A 13842-nucleotide genomic window follows, 5' to 3' on the forward strand; every position below is an offset into this window, starting at 1 on the left:
ACCCCCTCCCTGCCGCATGCCCCCCTGCCCGCCTACTACCGCGACGAGGCAGACCACGCGCGCTACGTGCGCCGCATCTTCGACGAGACCGCCGTCGACTACGACCGCATCGAGCGCGCCATGGCGTTCGGCACCGGCGGCTGGTACCGGCGCGAAGCCCTGGCCCGGGCGGGCCTGGCGGCCGGCGACAAGGTGGTGGACGTGGGCATCGGCACCGGCCTGCTCGCGCGCGAGGCCTGCGCCCTGACCGGCGAACACGGCCGCCTCATCGGCGTGGACCCGAGCCCCGGCATGCTGGCCCAGGTGGACCTGCCGGGCGTGGAGCTGCGCGCCGGCCGAGCGGAGGAGCTGCCCTGCGCCACCGGCGAAGCCGACTTTCTGAGCTTCGGCTATGCCTTCCGGCATGTGTCGGACGTGGACGCCGCGCTGCGCGAATTCCACCGCGTGCTGCGGCCCGGCGGCCGGTTGTTGATCCTGGAGATCAGCCAGCCTTCAAGCCGCGTGTCTCGCGCCCTGGTGAAGTTCTACATGCGCCGCATCGTGCCCACCCTGGCGCGCTTCGTGGCCCGCGAGCGCGGCAGCGCGGAGCTGTGGCGCTACTACTGGGACACCATTGAAACCTGCATCCCGCCCGCGCAGATTTTGCAGGCCATGGAGCGCGCGGGCTTCCAGCAGGTGCAGCGGCACACCGAGCTCGGCGTGTTCTCGGAGTACACCGCCGTCCGGCCCTGAGAGGACCTCAGTCAGTCCGCTTTCATGATCGTCTCGCCGCGCAGGGCTCCCATGTCGCGGATGTTGAAGCGGTGCCGCTTCCAGCCCGCATACGTGCGGCGCCAGTTCGCCACCGAGACCACGTAGTAGATCAGCTTGAACATCACCAGCGACAGCCGATAGCTCGGGCCGTGGTGAATGTCCGCCGCCAGCAGCGACATGAGGCCCTGCTTCACCTTGAACCGGTTGTTCGGGTGCATGAACATGTCGCGGATGGTGGGGTTGGTGACGCGGTAGATGAACCACGAGTAGTCGCGCGGGCCCACGCGCACGCGCTTTTCATACGCGGCGCGGGCCGCGGGCAGGCGCTGCGGCGCGTCCAGCGCCGTGGCGACGAACTGCGCGCCGTCGAAGCCGCTCTGCATCGCCAGAAACACGCCCGAAGAAAACATCGGGTCGATGAACGTGAACGCATCGCCCACCATCAGGTAGCGGTCGCCGGTGGCGTGCGTGCTCGAGTAGGCGAAGTTGCCCGTGGCATGCACCTGGTCGTCCACCAGCGTCGCGTCCTTCAGGCGGTCGTGCAGCTCGGGGCACAGGGCGATCGTGTCGAAGAAGTAGTCTTTCAGCGGCTTGTCGCGCGCTTTCAGGTAGTAGGCCCAGCACACCGCGCCCACGCTCGTGGTGCCGTCGGCCAGGGGAATGAACCAGAACCAGCCGTGCTCGAACCAGCAGATGCTGATGTTGCCTTCGCGCTTGCCTTCCAGGCGCCGCGCGCCGCGGAAGTGGCCGAACAGCGCCGTGCTGTTGTGGTCCTTGTTCTTTTCCTTGCACTTGAACTTGTTCGCCAGCAAGGTGTCGCGGCCCGTGGCGTCCACCACGAAGCGGGCGCGCCAGCGGCGCTTCTCACCGCTGTCGAGCACGGCCGCCACCCCGGCGCCGTCATCGTCGAAAGCCACCTCGGTGACCTTGGCGCCTTCGAGCGCCTCGGCGCCCACCTTGGCCGCATGGCGAAACAGCAGCTCGTCCATCTCTGAGCGGCGCACCTGCCACGCCGACGCCATGGAAGGGTCCCAACCCTCGGCGAAATCGACATAGCTGCAGTAGTCCAGATCCGGCGGCACGAACTCGATGCCGAACTTCGGCATGCCGATTTTTTCGATCTGGTCGCGCACACCGAGCTTGTCGAACAAGGCCACGTTGCCGGGCAACAGCGACTCGCCGATATGGAAGCGGGGATGGTGCTCCTTCTCCAGCAACACCACCTTGCGGCCTTCGCGCGCGAGCAGGGCCGCAATGGTGGAACCGGCGGGGCCGCCGCCGATGACTAGGACGTCGCAAGTCTCTTCAGGCTGCATTGGGGGCTTCTGAGGTGGTTGGGCGGGGAAAGGCTCGAAAAATACCACGTTGGAAGTTGGTTGGGTCCGCTTCCACGTGGACCCTTTCGGCCGTCTGTAAATAGCTTCTTGCACAAAAATCTATACTGATTAAAAATACAGCCTCACCTCAAAGGAGAGCCATGCCTAGCTACATCTTCGTGTCGCCCGGGTCCGACCCCGGAGCCGGGCTAGCCCTCGTGGATCCGATGCTCGGCTCTTCGAGGCCCTCGATGGGAACGTGCAGGCCAGACCTGAGACGTATGGTTAGGCCGGGTGACCACATCTTTGTAATCAGCGGAAGCCGCGGGCGGACTATTCCCCAGTACGTGATCGGTGGCATGCAGATCGACAAGAAGCTCGACCACCAGCTCGAGGCTCTCCGGCATCGCCCAGAGAACGCGTTGCGCTTCGAGGGAAATCGGCGCGCCGGAAACATCATTGCCCTACCGGACGGGACCCAACACCCTCTGGATGAACACGACAAGCGCGACCGCGAAAAGTTTGAAAACCGCATTAAGAACTACATCTTGGGGAAGAACCCTGTGATGCTCGAGACTCCAAGGGAGGTGGAGATTGGCCGCGACCGCTCCGTCGGCATCCTTTCGAAGATCTTTGAGGTGCCCGGGTATCGCATGCAACAAGTGGTCGGGCGCGGACGCAAGCTCTCCAACGCGCAGGTTGACCAATTGCTGCGCGCCCTCGACGACATCAAGCGAGAGGCCAGTTGGTGACCAACATCACGGCCCACATGGCGAGCAAGAACCTCACCGTGGAAAAAGCGGCCAAAAAGGCTGGCATGACTCCCGAGAGGTTCCAGCAAGTCGCGGGCGGCGCAAAGGCGACGCTTGGGGAAATGCGGAGTATTGCCAAGGCGCTGCAGATCTCTGTGTCGAGCCTGATGCAGCGCGAGCGCGAGGCAGCCGAGCCGATCAAGATGTTGTTTCGGCAGACCTTGGAGCAGCGCGACGCGGTTGAAGTCGTTTCTCATATCGATGTGCTCTCGGCGCAAGTCCGCGACGCGCTCTCTATCGCGCGAGGGCTACGCTCGGATCTGGGGTGGCTGGACTTGTTCAGTGGCCTGGAGCCTGTTCCTGCCAATGCATCTGCGTTTGCGGACTTGTTTCGCCAGAAATTCGGAGACCTCGACGACCTCGATCCCTTTCCAAATCTGGCGCAGGTACTTGCCGCCATGGGCGTGCTGCTGCTGTTTTCGCGCGACTCAACTGTCGAGGGAGTCTCGGCGATCGTCGAGGGCCATGCGATTGTGATAATTGGCCCGCGCAAGTTCCAGCCGCGGATGCTCTTCACCGTTGCCCATGAGCTTGGGCATCTAGTTGCTCACCACGACCGGCGGACCCAAGGCTACGCGCACTTGGATAAAGAGGCAGACTGGTCGCGCAGTCCCCGGCGCGCCGAAGAGAAGTTCGCCGACGCGTTCGCTTCTGCCCTCCTATTGCCGCGGCACGGTGTGCTAAGGGCGCTGAAAGTGGTGCGCGAACACCTCCGCATCTCAGATAAGCCATTGGGGGCTGCGGAAATCGCATGGATCGCGCATCTATTTCACGTCAGCTTTGAAGTGGCCGCCAGGCGCTTTGAAACCTTTGACTTGCTTCCAGCTAGCGGCGCGCGCGCCTTTTACCAACGCCTGCAGGACGACTTCAAGAACCCTGAGAAGTTCGCCGCCGACGTTGGTGTACCCGCGCGCCAAGAACTCGTGATCGAGACCACCCCCGCGCTCGTGCAATCCGCCGCGGCGCAGGTGCGAGGCGGCAATCTGTCGCTGGGCAAAGCCGCGGAACTGCTGAATGTTCCAGTCTCGGCCATCGTGGTCGCGAACTCGGAAATCACCGCGTGATTGTCGTCATCGACGCATCCACATTGATCAACCTGGATAACGGTGACGTCCTCGCCGAAGTCCTCTCGCTTCCGGGCAGGACGTTTCAAATCAGCCCTGAGGTCCTTCGCGAGTCGCGCAGCGTCGCCAAGGCGATCAAGGTTGCCGTGGAGCTCGGCGACATCGAATGGGTGGATGACACTGCGATAGACGCTGATGAATACGAAGACGCGCTCGCCGTTTGGGAGCTGGGTCCCGGGGAGACTGAGTGCATCCTGGCTGCAAAGGCCCAAGGTTGCTCGGTCGCCTGCGACGACGGGGCCGCCCGCAAGGTGATTGAGCAAGAGATCGGCGTCTCTCGCAGGACGGGGACTATAGGCCTTCTTCGGGATGCGGTCGGCGCTGGGCTGGTCACAGCCGAGGAAGCATTCGAGGCCTATGAGCAGATGAAACGCTTGGGCGGTTTTCTGCCCAATTTGTCGCTGGCCGACTTCAAGCTCTAGATCGCTTCGGGGCGCAGCCCCAATTTGTCCTCGCGCACGGGGCCGGTGGCGTTCAAAGCCAGCTTCTTGCGTATGCCTACAAACGGGTTGCCGATGGTTTTTTTCATATGGCCAGAGGCTTGGAACGTCTCGCCGCACGCATAGCACTCGTGATCGATGTGCGGGGTGAATGCGTGCTCACCACGCTCGAAGTGCGACTCTCCGCAGTGTGGACAGATGAGATCCACGACGCGGCCTTCGAGGTGCGGCATGGCTGACTGGGCCATGTAGGTTCTAACCTGATCCGGATCCAATTTGATGCCGTCGATCGTTACCTTGGCGTAGGTCTCGTCGACATCGGGCATTTCCTGTTCGTGTTTCTTGAAAGCATGCAGATGAATGCCCGTCATCTCGGGTTCGTTTGACGTCCAAAGAATTGCGGGATTCGATCCCCATATTTGAATGCCACCCGGGTAGTCGTGCTGCTTGATAGAGATCGATTCGGGAGCTTTACGCTTCTTCGTGGGCTTCGCACCGAGCACTTGGCGCAGCTCGGCAATCGGATTACCGACGCCAGCGCCAGTGTCAGAGAACTGGCGGCCACACCCGTGGCATTGGTGCCTTCGGTGGGAGTGCACAGCGAACCAGTCGCGGTCCAGATGCGGAAAACCGCAATAGATACATTTGACGGGGATCGTCTCGAAGCCGAAGACGCCCGAGACCATGTAGTTAATTGCGTCGATCTCGTCGACGTCGACCCAGCCGTCGGAGAGCAGGTCCGCACGATGAGGGATCCTCAGCCGGCGGTAGGTTCTGTCAATGTTCTTCAGGCCCCCCCAGGTCGATCTGGCGTGAACGTGGATGCCGCGGTCAATGGGCTGGATAGTGGTGTCGTAGACAGCGGGGACCGAGCCCCACAGGGCAATCCCGCCAGGGTAGTCCGCGAAATCCAAGTGAAGCGTCTCTTCCGCCGTGATTGGCGGGTCGTCGGCCGCCACGCATTTGTCTGCGGCCACTCCGTACTTTGCAGTAGCGTTCGCATGGTGCTCCATGCACCAATAGCGGGTTCCGCCATCTCGGCGCTTTCCCACGGCAATGATGTTGCAATCCATTCATGAATTATCACGGAGGTGCGTCATACGCGGGGGCGTGATTTTTCGAAGACAACGTCTGTTTCTAGAGAAATGCGTCAACCTCGTAGTGACGCCTGTTGTAAGCAGTCGATTTCGATTGCCTCCGACTGAATACCTGTAAAGGCAGACCGAGCATTTGAGCGTGGGAGCTGCTGCCGGCAGCAATCGCTGCGCAGCGCCCAATGATCTACGTGAATAAACACATCTTTTCGGGACGAGTCCGCTCTAAGTCGTTCGATCGTGGTGACCGGTGCCCGTCACGCTATCAAGCCTATTGCAAGTCGCCGCAGCTTCAAGCATCTCGGCCTGCGTGTTCGTGTCTTCGCGTGGCTGATTTTCATTTCCGTTCAAAGGGTGCCTCACGAAGTCGGCAGCGCTACCGGAAACACATGCGACACCAATTGAGTTTAGGCCTCGAACTGCCGGTGGCATGCGCTGCGCCGAGCAGCGTGACGTGTACTCACTCGAGCAACCATTGACAGTTCCTGAAGCGAACATTGGGTAGGGCTTGCCTAGCAGCCTTGCGCCATTTGGCGAGCTCTAGCCCATTCGTGCCGTAACATCTCCTGACAAATAGGAGGGGTATGGCAACAGAACGTATCAGCCGATTCTTCGAGCGACTTGGCTTCAAGTTGCGCAACGAACGGAACTCATGGGGCGCCACCAATAACGACGCGGTGCTGCTTCGTTCGTGGGACGACGAGATGAGGCAGTCGCCGACGCGAGTTCTGGTGCTTGCCAAAGAACGCCTCGCGGGAAGAACGCACAGCGGTCGAAACGAACGCAAGGCCCACCTTCGAGCGTTATGGGCGGGTGGCATTCCGGCCTACACAGTGATCGTCACGCCAAAGTTCGACAAGACGACCAACGCACGGAGCATTGGCGTTTTCTCGCCGGATGTCGTGTTCCCGATCCTGCGGCTCGTAGAAGAAGACGAGTTGATCTTCGCTGTGTTGGGTGCAGCAGTCTCTGTTGATGTGCTACCCGATCACATGCAATCCCATCGGGTGGAAGCGAGTGCAGCCCCTCTTCCGCAAGCTCTGGCTGGTTCCAGGTCGGATGGCTCCACCGATGCGGAGGGAAAAACAGCACGCTCTCAGAACGACTGGACAGACGAAGAGCTTCAAGCTTCAGTTGCCAGCTACGCTGAAATGATGAGACTCGATGCAGCCGGAACGCTTTACGTCAAGGCTCACTACTATCGCCAGCTCGCAAAGAAGTTCGGTCGAGTCGCTGGTGCATTCGAGCGCCGGATGCAGAACATTTCTTACCTGCTCGATTCGCGGGGACTCAAGTGGCTTCAAGGACTGAAGCCTCAGGAAAACGTCGGCGCAAATGTCGAGCCGCGACTGGTTGAATTCCTCGGGGAGCTTTTTGCTGAGCTGACCCCTACGCAAACTTTCCCTGAAGACATCGGTGACCCGTCAGGTGTCATCGAGGGCGCAAAAAAGCAAATTGTCGTCAACGCATACGAGCGAGACGCGACGGCGAAGCCCAGGTGCATCAAACGATGGGGCTGCGTTTGCGTCGTGTGCAACTTTGACTTCCACGCGGTCTATGGTGACCTCGGGAAGGGCTTTATCCACGTGCACCACCTCAAGCCGATCCACACCATCGGTGAGGAATACACCTTGGATCCAGAGAACGACCTTCGGCCAGTCTGTCCGAACTGTCATTCGATGCTGCATCGGAAGAAGGACGTCTTGTCCATCGAAGAGCTTGTGGGACTTTTGAAGCTTCGGTTTAGCTACTGACTCAAGGTGCATCCGCGCTGGAGCAGGCGGTACCCGTGAGGCTGTCGAGCCTATTGCAAGTGGCCGCAGCTTCAAGCAACCTGTCCGAGAGCGCACGTGCCTGCTCGGGGGTGAGTTTCCATTCCAGTTCAAACGGCTCTTCGTGTACCTGCAGCAGCACCACGCCGGGCACGCCCCGTTCTGCGGTGCGGCTTGCGAGGACGTTAAGTCCTGCTGTTGACCATTGCTGAATCGTCAGTGACATGCGCTGGGCGGGCAGATCGTGTGGCTTGTTGGGCTTCATGCGGTGGCTCCTTTGTCGTTCATGCCCAGTTCGCGCAGCACGGCCATGCGGCACAGGCTGGCCATGGAGCGGTGTTCGCGATCGGCCCATTGCTTCACGCGTTCTAACTCGGCTGTTGTGAGTCGCAGTGCGATGGGACGGGCGCTGTTGACGCCATTAGGCACACGTTTGCGAGGCGGCGCGCTTTTGGTTTGAGGCATGGATATACCTGCTCGGTTAGCATTTGAGTAACAGAACCATAAACTTTGGCATTCATTTTGGTGGAATAAATTCCACTTGTCAACATGTCTGGCGTACAAAAATCCACTTTCAACGAGCGAATCCAGATGGAGCGGTCACGCCTTGGTCTGTCTCAGTCCGCGCTCGCAGAGATTGGCGGCGTCTCCAGAGAAACGCAGATCAACTACGAGAAGGAAGGCGGCAGCACGCCCAACTGCATGTACCTGACGCGGGTCATGGAGAGGGGGCTGGACGTGATGTATGTCCTCACGGGGAAACGAGCTTCCACGGATTGGTCGCTGGAACCGGTGTTGCGTGCTGTAGTGGATGACCTCGAACGCTGTTCGCCGCAGAAGCAGCTCGAGGCAGTGAAGTACGTGGCCATGCTCGCCGAAGGCATGACCCCACCATCACCACCGGCGCCCGCCAAGCCCCCAAGAAAACCCAAGGCCAAGGCCACCGCGCCCACCAAGCGAAAGAAGAGCAGCTAGCCCGCCGAGCAGGTTAGGCCGCCACTGTGGAGCCTGTCGCGGCGCCACTAAGATACCTCCTGATACAGATTTCAGGGAGTGATGGGTATGTCGGTGAAGGTAAGGCCTCGGCTTCTGGTGGGTGCAGTGGCTGCGAGCCTCGCGTTGTGGTGGTCCGCAGGCGCTTCAGGCGCCACCGTCGAATCGGCATGGCCCTCGCTCGGGAAAATGGGCGCCGTCCAATGGCAGCAAGGCCAGCGGGAGGCCGTGCCCGCCCTGGGCACCGGGTCGCCAGACCTGGAGAGGCTGCGCCAGCAGCACGAGAGCCCTGAAGCGTATTTCCAGCGCCAGCTCGATGCGGCGGAGCAAGGGGACGCCGAGGCGCAGTGGCGCCTGGCGCATGCCTACCAGTCGGGCTATGGCACCCGCAAGGACGCGCGCAAGGCGGCGCAGTGGATGCGCCGATCGGCCGATCAAGGCCATCCCTCCGCGATGACGGACGTGGGCGTTGAGCTGTTCCACGCCGCGGATCCGGCGGGATGGCAAGAGGCCGCACGGCTCTTCAGCGCGGCGGCGGCGAAGGGCGGCAAGTCCGCCGTCTACAACCAGGCCCTGACCTTGCTGGAGGGCAAGGGCGCGCAGAAGGACACGGCGGCAGGGCTCGTCCTGCTGGAGCGCGCGGCCGAAAGTGGCGTGGTGAATGCGGAGTTCAACCTGGGCTCGCGGTACATGCACGGCGAGGATGTCCCCCAAGATGGACAGAAGGCGGCCTTCTGGTTGGGGCGTGCGCATGCGCAGCAACATGTCTGGGCGCTGGTCATGCTGGCCGTGCTGCACCTGGACGGGACCTTGATGCCGAAGAACGGTGCGCTGGCCCTCAAGCTCGTCCAACAGGGCATGGATCGCGGCTTGCCCGAAGCGCAGTTCCTGAAAGGCTGGATGCTCCTTCTGGGCGAAGGGGTGCCCCAGGACGTCAACGTCGGGGTCCGCTGGATACGGCAGGCGGCTCAACAGCAGGTGGCCGCGGCGCAATCGGTCCTGGCGAGCGCGTACATGCTGGGGCTGGGCGTTCGCCAGGACGCCAGGCAGGCGCTTGAATGGGCCCGGAAAGCCGCGGATGCTGGGGAAGGGTCGGCGCAGGCGCTGATCGGAACCCTGTACCTGGAAGGCAGTGGCGTCGACAAGGATCTGGGTCAGGCCGTCAGTTGGTTTCGGAAGGCGGTGGAGGGTGGAAATCCGATGGGTCAGTGGGCGCTTGGCCGGCTGTACGCCACCGGCGTTGGCGTGGCAAAGGACGAGACCGAGGCGGCGAGGCTCTTCCGTGAAGCCGCAGACCAAGGCCTTGCCGAAGCCCAGGCCGAGCTGGGCACGGCCCTGGCCGATGGCCGTGGGGTGGCGAAAGACGAGGCGGAGGCCGTGCGGTGGTACCGGCGGGCGGCCGAGCAAGGCCACGTCGAGGCGCAGAACGACCTGGGCTACAGGTACTGGGAAGGTTTGGGTGTCGAGCGCGATGTCGCGCAGGCCGTTCACTGGTTCAGAAAATCAGCCGCCACCGGAGACGCCACCGGCAAGTTCAATCTGGGGGTGCCGTATGAACGCGGCGAAGGCGTTCCAAGAGACTATGGGGAGGCACTGCGCTGGTACCGTGAGGCCGCGGAACAGGGGGAGCGCAGGGCGATGAACAACCTGGGCCACCTGTATGAAGCAGGGCTTGGCGTCAAGGTGGACCACGTGCAAGCCGTGCGTTGGTACCGCCAGGCGGCCGAACGGGGCCTTGCCACCGCTCAGAACAATCTCGCGGACATGTACGCGCGCGGCCGCGGTGTTTCAAAAGACGACGCAGAAGCCGTTCGTTGGCGCCGCAAGGCGGCTGAGCAAGGTCACGCCGAGGCGCAAGACGAACTGGGGCACGCTTACAGCGAAGGCAAAGGCGTCCAACAGGACGACACCATGGCCGTCACCTGGTTCCGCAAGGCGGCGGAGCAGGGGTATGCGCGTGGGCAGAACAACCTGGGGCGCGCCTATCACAACGGACAAGGCGTCGAACGGGACTACGCGCAGGCCGCTCACTGGTACCGGAAAGCGGTTGAGCAAAATCACGCGGTGGCGACGGGCAACCTGGGCACCTTGTACCGCTACGGGACCGGTGTGACGAAAGACCCGGAGCGAGCGAGCCAACTGCTTCGGCAGGCCGCCGACGGAGGCCATGTGTCGGCGATGGCGAACCTGGGCACCATGTATCTCAATGGCGAGGGCATTCCCCGGAACGAGCAGGAGGCGCTCCGCTTTTTCCGCCTGGCCGCCGACCGCGGCTCGGCGCAAGGGCAGTGGGGCCTCGGCTACATGTTCTCCATGGGGTGGGGTGTGGCCAAGGACCAGAAGGAAGCGGCCCGTCTGTATCGCCTCGCTGGGGCACAGGGTCAGGTCGCAGCGCTGAACAACCTGGGCTATCTGCACGAGTTGGGCGAGGGCGTGCCACAGGACCACACCGAAGCCGTGCGCCTGTACCGACAGGCTTTCGATCGGGGCTACCTGTGGGCAGGCGCCAACCTCGGGGAGATGATGGCTTACGGTCGTGGTACCCCCCGCGACATGGCCGAAGCGGTGCGCCTGAACCGGTTGGCTCTGGAGAAAGACCTGTCGTTGGCCTACCGGCACTTTGGGGCCTTTCATGCGGAAGGTCTGCTGGCGCCTCAGGATCTGGTGCTGGCCCTGGCCTTGATGACGCGCGCCGAACATCTGGACAACGACGAAGCCATTCCGCTGGTGAAGGCGTATCGGGAGCGCATGACGCCCGAGCAGATCGGCCAGGCCGAAGCCCTGCTCGCGCGCATGACCGACGGGCCCACGTCTCTCAAGGCGATGGATGACTACCTGGCGGGCCAACGTTGAGCATGGCTTTCTCGCTGATCTCCAACGGTTCGCCCCTGCCTCACGAAGGGCACGACCCAACGGTGCCCTGGTGGAGCTTCACGAAAACCGTGCTGTCGGCCACAGCGCTGACCCTCGTGCGCGATGGCCTGGTCCGCCTCGACGATGCGGTGCCCGAAGGCCCGTTCACGCTGCGCCAACTTCTGCGGCATGAGGCCGGGCTGGCGGACTACGGCGAGCTGCCCGAGTACCACGCCGCCGTGGCGCGCCATGAGGCGCCCTGGCCGGCGGACGAGATGCTGCAGCGCCTGGACGCCAGCCGTCTGCGGTATGAGCCCGGAACCGGTTGGCGGTACTCGAATGTGGGTTACCTGTATGTCGCGCGGCTCATCGAGCGCGTGACCGGCCTCGCGCTGCAAGACGCGCTGGTGCAGCGGGCGCTGGCACCGCTGGGTGTGGCGGGTGTTCGTGTGGCCAGCACGAAAGCGGATGCTGCCCCGGCCTACCACCCGGGCTGGGTCTATCACGGCCTGCTGGTGGGCCCACTGTCGGGCGCGGCCCTGTTCCTGGACCGTTTGCTGGCCGGGCAGCTGCTGCCCGATGCGCTGTTGCGCGAGATGCAGACGGCGCGCCAGCTCGGCGGCCCCATCCCTGGGCGGCCGTGGACGTCGGCAGGCTATGGCCTGGGGCTGATGCAAGGCATGGTGGACGCGGGGCTCACGGTGTGCGGGCACACCGGCGTGGGGCCGGGCAGTGTGGTGGCGGTCTACCGTTGCGCGCAGGGTGCCCGTTCGGCAACCTGCGCGGTGTTTCATGAGGGGGCCGATGAGGGGCTTGCAGAGCGGGAAGTGGTGGACCGCCTCTGCGCCGAGTCCTACACGGCATGACGTGCTTTTCCTACGGCGCTCAGCGGGGTCGCAGGGCGAAGATGAAGCTTCTGCAACCCCGAAAGGAGCACAACATGTACGTCAAGACCCTCACCGCCATCGCTCTGTGCGCCGCCTCTGCCTTCGCCACGGCCCAGACGAGCGCTACCGCCATGACCAAGGCCGAGTACAGCGCGGCCAAAGACCGCATCGAGATGGACTACAAGAACGCCAAGAAGTCTTGCGATGCGATGAAGGACAACGCGAAGGACATCTGCCAGGTGGAAGCCAAGGGCAAGGAGAAGGTGGAGAAGGCCGAGCTGGAGAACAAGTACAAGGCCACGGCCACCAATGCCCGCAAGCTGGAAGAGGCCAAGGCGGACAGCGCTTACGACCTGGCCAAGGAAAAGTGTGAAGACCAGGCCGGCGACGCCGCCAAGGTCTGCAAGGCCGATGCCAAGGCCGCCCACGAGCGCGCGGTCAATACCGCCCGCGGCAAGGCCTGAGTTTTCAGTCCTTAGAGCCTTTGCAGCAACCGCCCTTCGGGGCGGTTGCTGTTTGTGCTTAGCGAGGCAGCACGGTGCCCCGGCACTCGCCGAAGCCGATGCGCCGGTGGCCTTCGCGCTCGCAGTGCGCGCGCAGCACGATGGTGTCGCCGTCTGCCAGAAAACCCAGGGTCTCGCCGTTGGCCAGCGTCAAGGGGCGCTGGCCGCCTTGCGTGAGTTCCAGCAGTGAGCCGCCCTGTTCGGGCGCGGGGCCCGAGAGCGTGCCGGTGCCCAGCAGGTCGCCGGCGCGCAGGTCGCAGCCGTTGACGGTGTGGTGCGTCACCAGCTGCGCGGCGGTCCAGTAGGCGTCGGTGAAGTTGGATCGGCTCAGGCGTTCGGCCGCTTGGCCGCCGGCGCGCATGGCGGCGGTCTGCACCCAGGCTTCCAGCGCGATGTCGATCGCGCCTTGTTCGCGGTTGCTGGTCGAGTCCAGGTAGGGCAGCGGTGCAGGGTCGCCGGCGGGCCGCGTGAAGGCTTTGCGGTAGGGCGCGAGCGCTTCCATGGTGACGATCCAGGGCGAGAGCGTGCTGGCGAAGTTCTTCGAGAGGAAGGGGCCCAGGGGCTGGTATTCCCAGGCCTGGATGTCGCGCGCGCTCCAGTCGTTGAGCAGCACGACGCCGAAGAGGTGGTCTTCCGCGTCTTCGATGGCGATGGGTTCGCCCTGCTGGCTGGGCTGGCCGATGACCAGGCCGAGTTCAAGCTCGTGGTCCAGCCGCTGGGTGGGTTGCAGCGTGGGCGCGGCGCCGTTGCCCGCGCTCAGCTGGCCCATGGGGCGCTTGAATTGATCGGGGCTCACGCGCAGCGTGGAGGCGCGGCCGTGGTAGCCGATGGGCACCCACTTGTAGTTGGGCAGCAGCGGGTTGTCGGGCCGGAACAGCTTGCCCACGGTGGTGGCGTGGTGGATGCCGGTGTAGAAGTCGGTGTAGTCGCCCACGTCGAAGGGCATGCCCATGCGCACGCCGGCCTGCGGCAGCAGGGCGGCCTTGAACTGGGCTTCGCGCGGGCTGCCTTCGCGCAGGCCTTCGCTGAGGCGGCGGCGCAGGGCGCGCCGCTGCTCGGGCGCCAGCGCGAGCAGGCGCGCCATGTCGCTGTGGTCGAGCACGCCGGCGCGCTGCAGGTCGAGCACCTGGTCGCCGATCGCCACGCCGATGCGCCAGCCGGGTTCATCGCCCACCGTGAACCGACCGTAGGGCAGGTTCTGGATGGGGAAGTCGGTGGCGGGGTCGTTGGCGGACGCCAGCCAGCTCTGCAGGCCGGCGCCGTGGGTGTCGTCGATGCGGTGCTGCGGCGCCATG

At 63.6% G+C, this 13842-nt stretch carries 13 protein-coding genes; 9 read left to right on the plus strand and 4 right to left on the minus strand.

Annotated elements, in window-relative coordinates:
- Positions 1 to 9 precede the first annotated feature (9 nt).
- Complete coding sequence (locus AC07ZS_RS23035; RefSeq protein ID WP_494800892.1) at positions 10 to 732, plus strand: class I SAM-dependent methyltransferase; 723 nt, start codon at positions 10 to 12, stop codon at positions 730 to 732.
- 11 nt (positions 733 to 743) lie between these two features.
- Here the strand turns inward: AC07ZS_RS23035 and AC07ZS_RS23040 are convergent, their stop codons facing one another.
- The gene (locus AC07ZS_RS23040; protein ID WP_494800856.1) at positions 744 to 2069 is read right to left on the minus strand and encodes an NAD(P)/FAD-dependent oxidoreductase; all 1326 of its coding nucleotides are present in this window, start codon (positions 2067 to 2069) and stop codon (positions 744 to 746) included.
- 359 nt (positions 2070 to 2428) lie between these two features.
- On the opposite strand from AC07ZS_RS23040, the gene AC07ZS_RS23045 reads away from it, so the two are divergent.
- The 3 genes from AC07ZS_RS23045 to AC07ZS_RS23055 are packed head-to-tail and all read left to right on the plus strand — an operon-like array spanning position 2429 to position 4427.
- Positions 2429 to 2821, plus strand: a complete 393-nt coding sequence (locus AC07ZS_RS23045) for a hypothetical protein (protein WP_494800857.1) — start codon at positions 2429 to 2431, stop codon at positions 2819 to 2821.
- A complete protein-coding gene (locus tag AC07ZS_RS23050; RefSeq protein ID WP_494800858.1) occupies positions 2818 to 3945 on the plus strand; it encodes an ImmA/IrrE family metallo-endopeptidase in 1128 nt (375 codons plus the stop codon). Before AC07ZS_RS23045 ends, AC07ZS_RS23050 begins: the two co-directional genes overlap by 4 nt.
- Positions 3942 to 4427, plus strand: a complete 486-nt coding sequence (locus AC07ZS_RS23055; protein ID WP_494800859.1) for a PIN domain-containing protein — start codon at positions 3942 to 3944, stop codon at positions 4425 to 4427. The genes AC07ZS_RS23050 and AC07ZS_RS23055 overlap by 4 nt, the downstream gene beginning before the upstream one ends.
- On the opposite strand, the gene AC07ZS_RS23060 is transcribed toward AC07ZS_RS23055, so the two are convergent.
- The gene (locus tag AC07ZS_RS23060) at positions 4424 to 5518 is read right to left on the minus strand and encodes a hypothetical protein (protein WP_494800860.1); all 1095 of its coding nucleotides are present in this window, start codon (positions 5516 to 5518) and stop codon (positions 4424 to 4426) included. The genes AC07ZS_RS23055 and AC07ZS_RS23060 overlap by 4 nt on opposite strands.
- A gap of 605 nt (positions 5519 to 6123) precedes the next feature.
- Between AC07ZS_RS23060 and AC07ZS_RS23065 the strand changes: the two genes are divergently transcribed.
- A complete protein-coding gene (locus tag AC07ZS_RS23065) occupies positions 6124 to 7293 on the plus strand; it encodes an HNH endonuclease (protein ID WP_494800861.1) in 1170 nt (389 codons plus the stop codon).
- 1 nt (position 7294) lies between these two features.
- On the opposite strand, the gene AC07ZS_RS23070 is transcribed toward AC07ZS_RS23065, so the two are convergent.
- Positions 7295 to 7576, minus strand: coding sequence for a hypothetical protein (locus tag AC07ZS_RS23070; protein ID WP_494800862.1), 282 nt, complete (start codon positions 7574 to 7576; stop codon positions 7295 to 7297).
- Positions 7577 to 7860: 284 nt separating this feature from the next.
- Between AC07ZS_RS23070 and AC07ZS_RS23075 the strand changes: the two genes are divergently transcribed.
- The 4 genes from AC07ZS_RS23075 to AC07ZS_RS23090 all read left to right on the plus strand — a co-directional run bounded on the left by AC07ZS_RS23075 (position 7861) and on the right by AC07ZS_RS23090 (position 12508).
- Positions 7861 to 8286 (plus strand): helix-turn-helix domain-containing protein, encoded by a 426-nt coding sequence (locus tag AC07ZS_RS23075; protein WP_494800863.1) that lies wholly within the window; start codon positions 7861 to 7863, stop codon positions 8284 to 8286.
- An 87-nt stretch (positions 8287 to 8373) separates the two neighbouring features.
- Positions 8374 to 11157, plus strand: a complete 2784-nt coding sequence (locus AC07ZS_RS23080) for a tetratricopeptide repeat protein (RefSeq protein ID WP_494800864.1) — start codon at positions 8374 to 8376, stop codon at positions 11155 to 11157.
- Between the two features lie 2 nt (positions 11158 to 11159).
- A complete protein-coding gene (locus tag AC07ZS_RS23085; RefSeq protein WP_494800865.1) occupies positions 11160 to 12023 on the plus strand; it encodes a serine hydrolase domain-containing protein in 864 nt (287 codons plus the stop codon).
- A gap of 74 nt (positions 12024 to 12097) precedes the next feature.
- Positions 12098 to 12508 (plus strand): hypothetical protein, encoded by a 411-nt coding sequence (locus AC07ZS_RS23090; RefSeq protein ID WP_494800866.1) that lies wholly within the window; start codon positions 12098 to 12100, stop codon positions 12506 to 12508.
- 58 nt (positions 12509 to 12566) lie between these two features.
- On the opposite strand, the gene fahA is transcribed toward AC07ZS_RS23090, so the two are convergent.
- A complete protein-coding gene (gene fahA, locus AC07ZS_RS23095; RefSeq protein WP_494800867.1) occupies positions 12567 to 13841 on the minus strand; it encodes a fumarylacetoacetase in 1275 nt (424 codons plus the stop codon).
- Position 13842 lies beyond the last annotated feature (1 nt).

This window comes from Hydrogenophaga sp. GW456-12-10-14-TSB4 (genome assembly GCF_059424305.1).

Coding starts and splice junctions, on each gene's coding strand:
- AC07ZS_RS23040 (WP_494800856.1), bottom strand. CDS start 2,069: ATGCAGCCTGAAGAGACTTGCGACGTCCTAGTCATCGGCGGCGGCCCC.
- AC07ZS_RS23045 (WP_494800857.1), top strand. CDS start 2,429: ATGCAGATCGACAAGAAGCTCGACCACCAGCTCGAGGCTCTCCGGCAT.
- AC07ZS_RS23060 (WP_494800860.1), bottom strand. CDS start 5,518: ATGGATTGCAACATCATTGCCGTGGGAAAGCGCCGAGATGGCGGAACC.
- AC07ZS_RS23065 (WP_494800861.1), top strand. CDS start 6,124: ATGGCAACAGAACGTATCAGCCGATTCTTCGAGCGACTTGGCTTCAAG.
- AC07ZS_RS23070 (WP_494800862.1), bottom strand. CDS start 7,576: ATGAAGCCCAACAAGCCACACGATCTGCCCGCCCAGCGCATGTCACTG.
- AC07ZS_RS23075 (WP_494800863.1), top strand. CDS start 7,861: ATGTCTGGCGTACAAAAATCCACTTTCAACGAGCGAATCCAGATGGAG.
- AC07ZS_RS23080 (WP_494800864.1), top strand. CDS start 8,374: ATGTCGGTGAAGGTAAGGCCTCGGCTTCTGGTGGGTGCAGTGGCTGCG.
- AC07ZS_RS23085 (WP_494800865.1), top strand. CDS start 11,160: ATGGCTTTCTCGCTGATCTCCAACGGTTCGCCCCTGCCTCACGAAGGG.
- AC07ZS_RS23090 (WP_494800866.1), top strand. CDS start 12,098: ATGTACGTCAAGACCCTCACCGCCATCGCTCTGTGCGCCGCCTCTGCC.
- fahA (WP_494800867.1), bottom strand. CDS start 13,841: ATGGCGCCGCAGCACCGCATCGACGACACCCACGGCGCCGGCCTGCAG.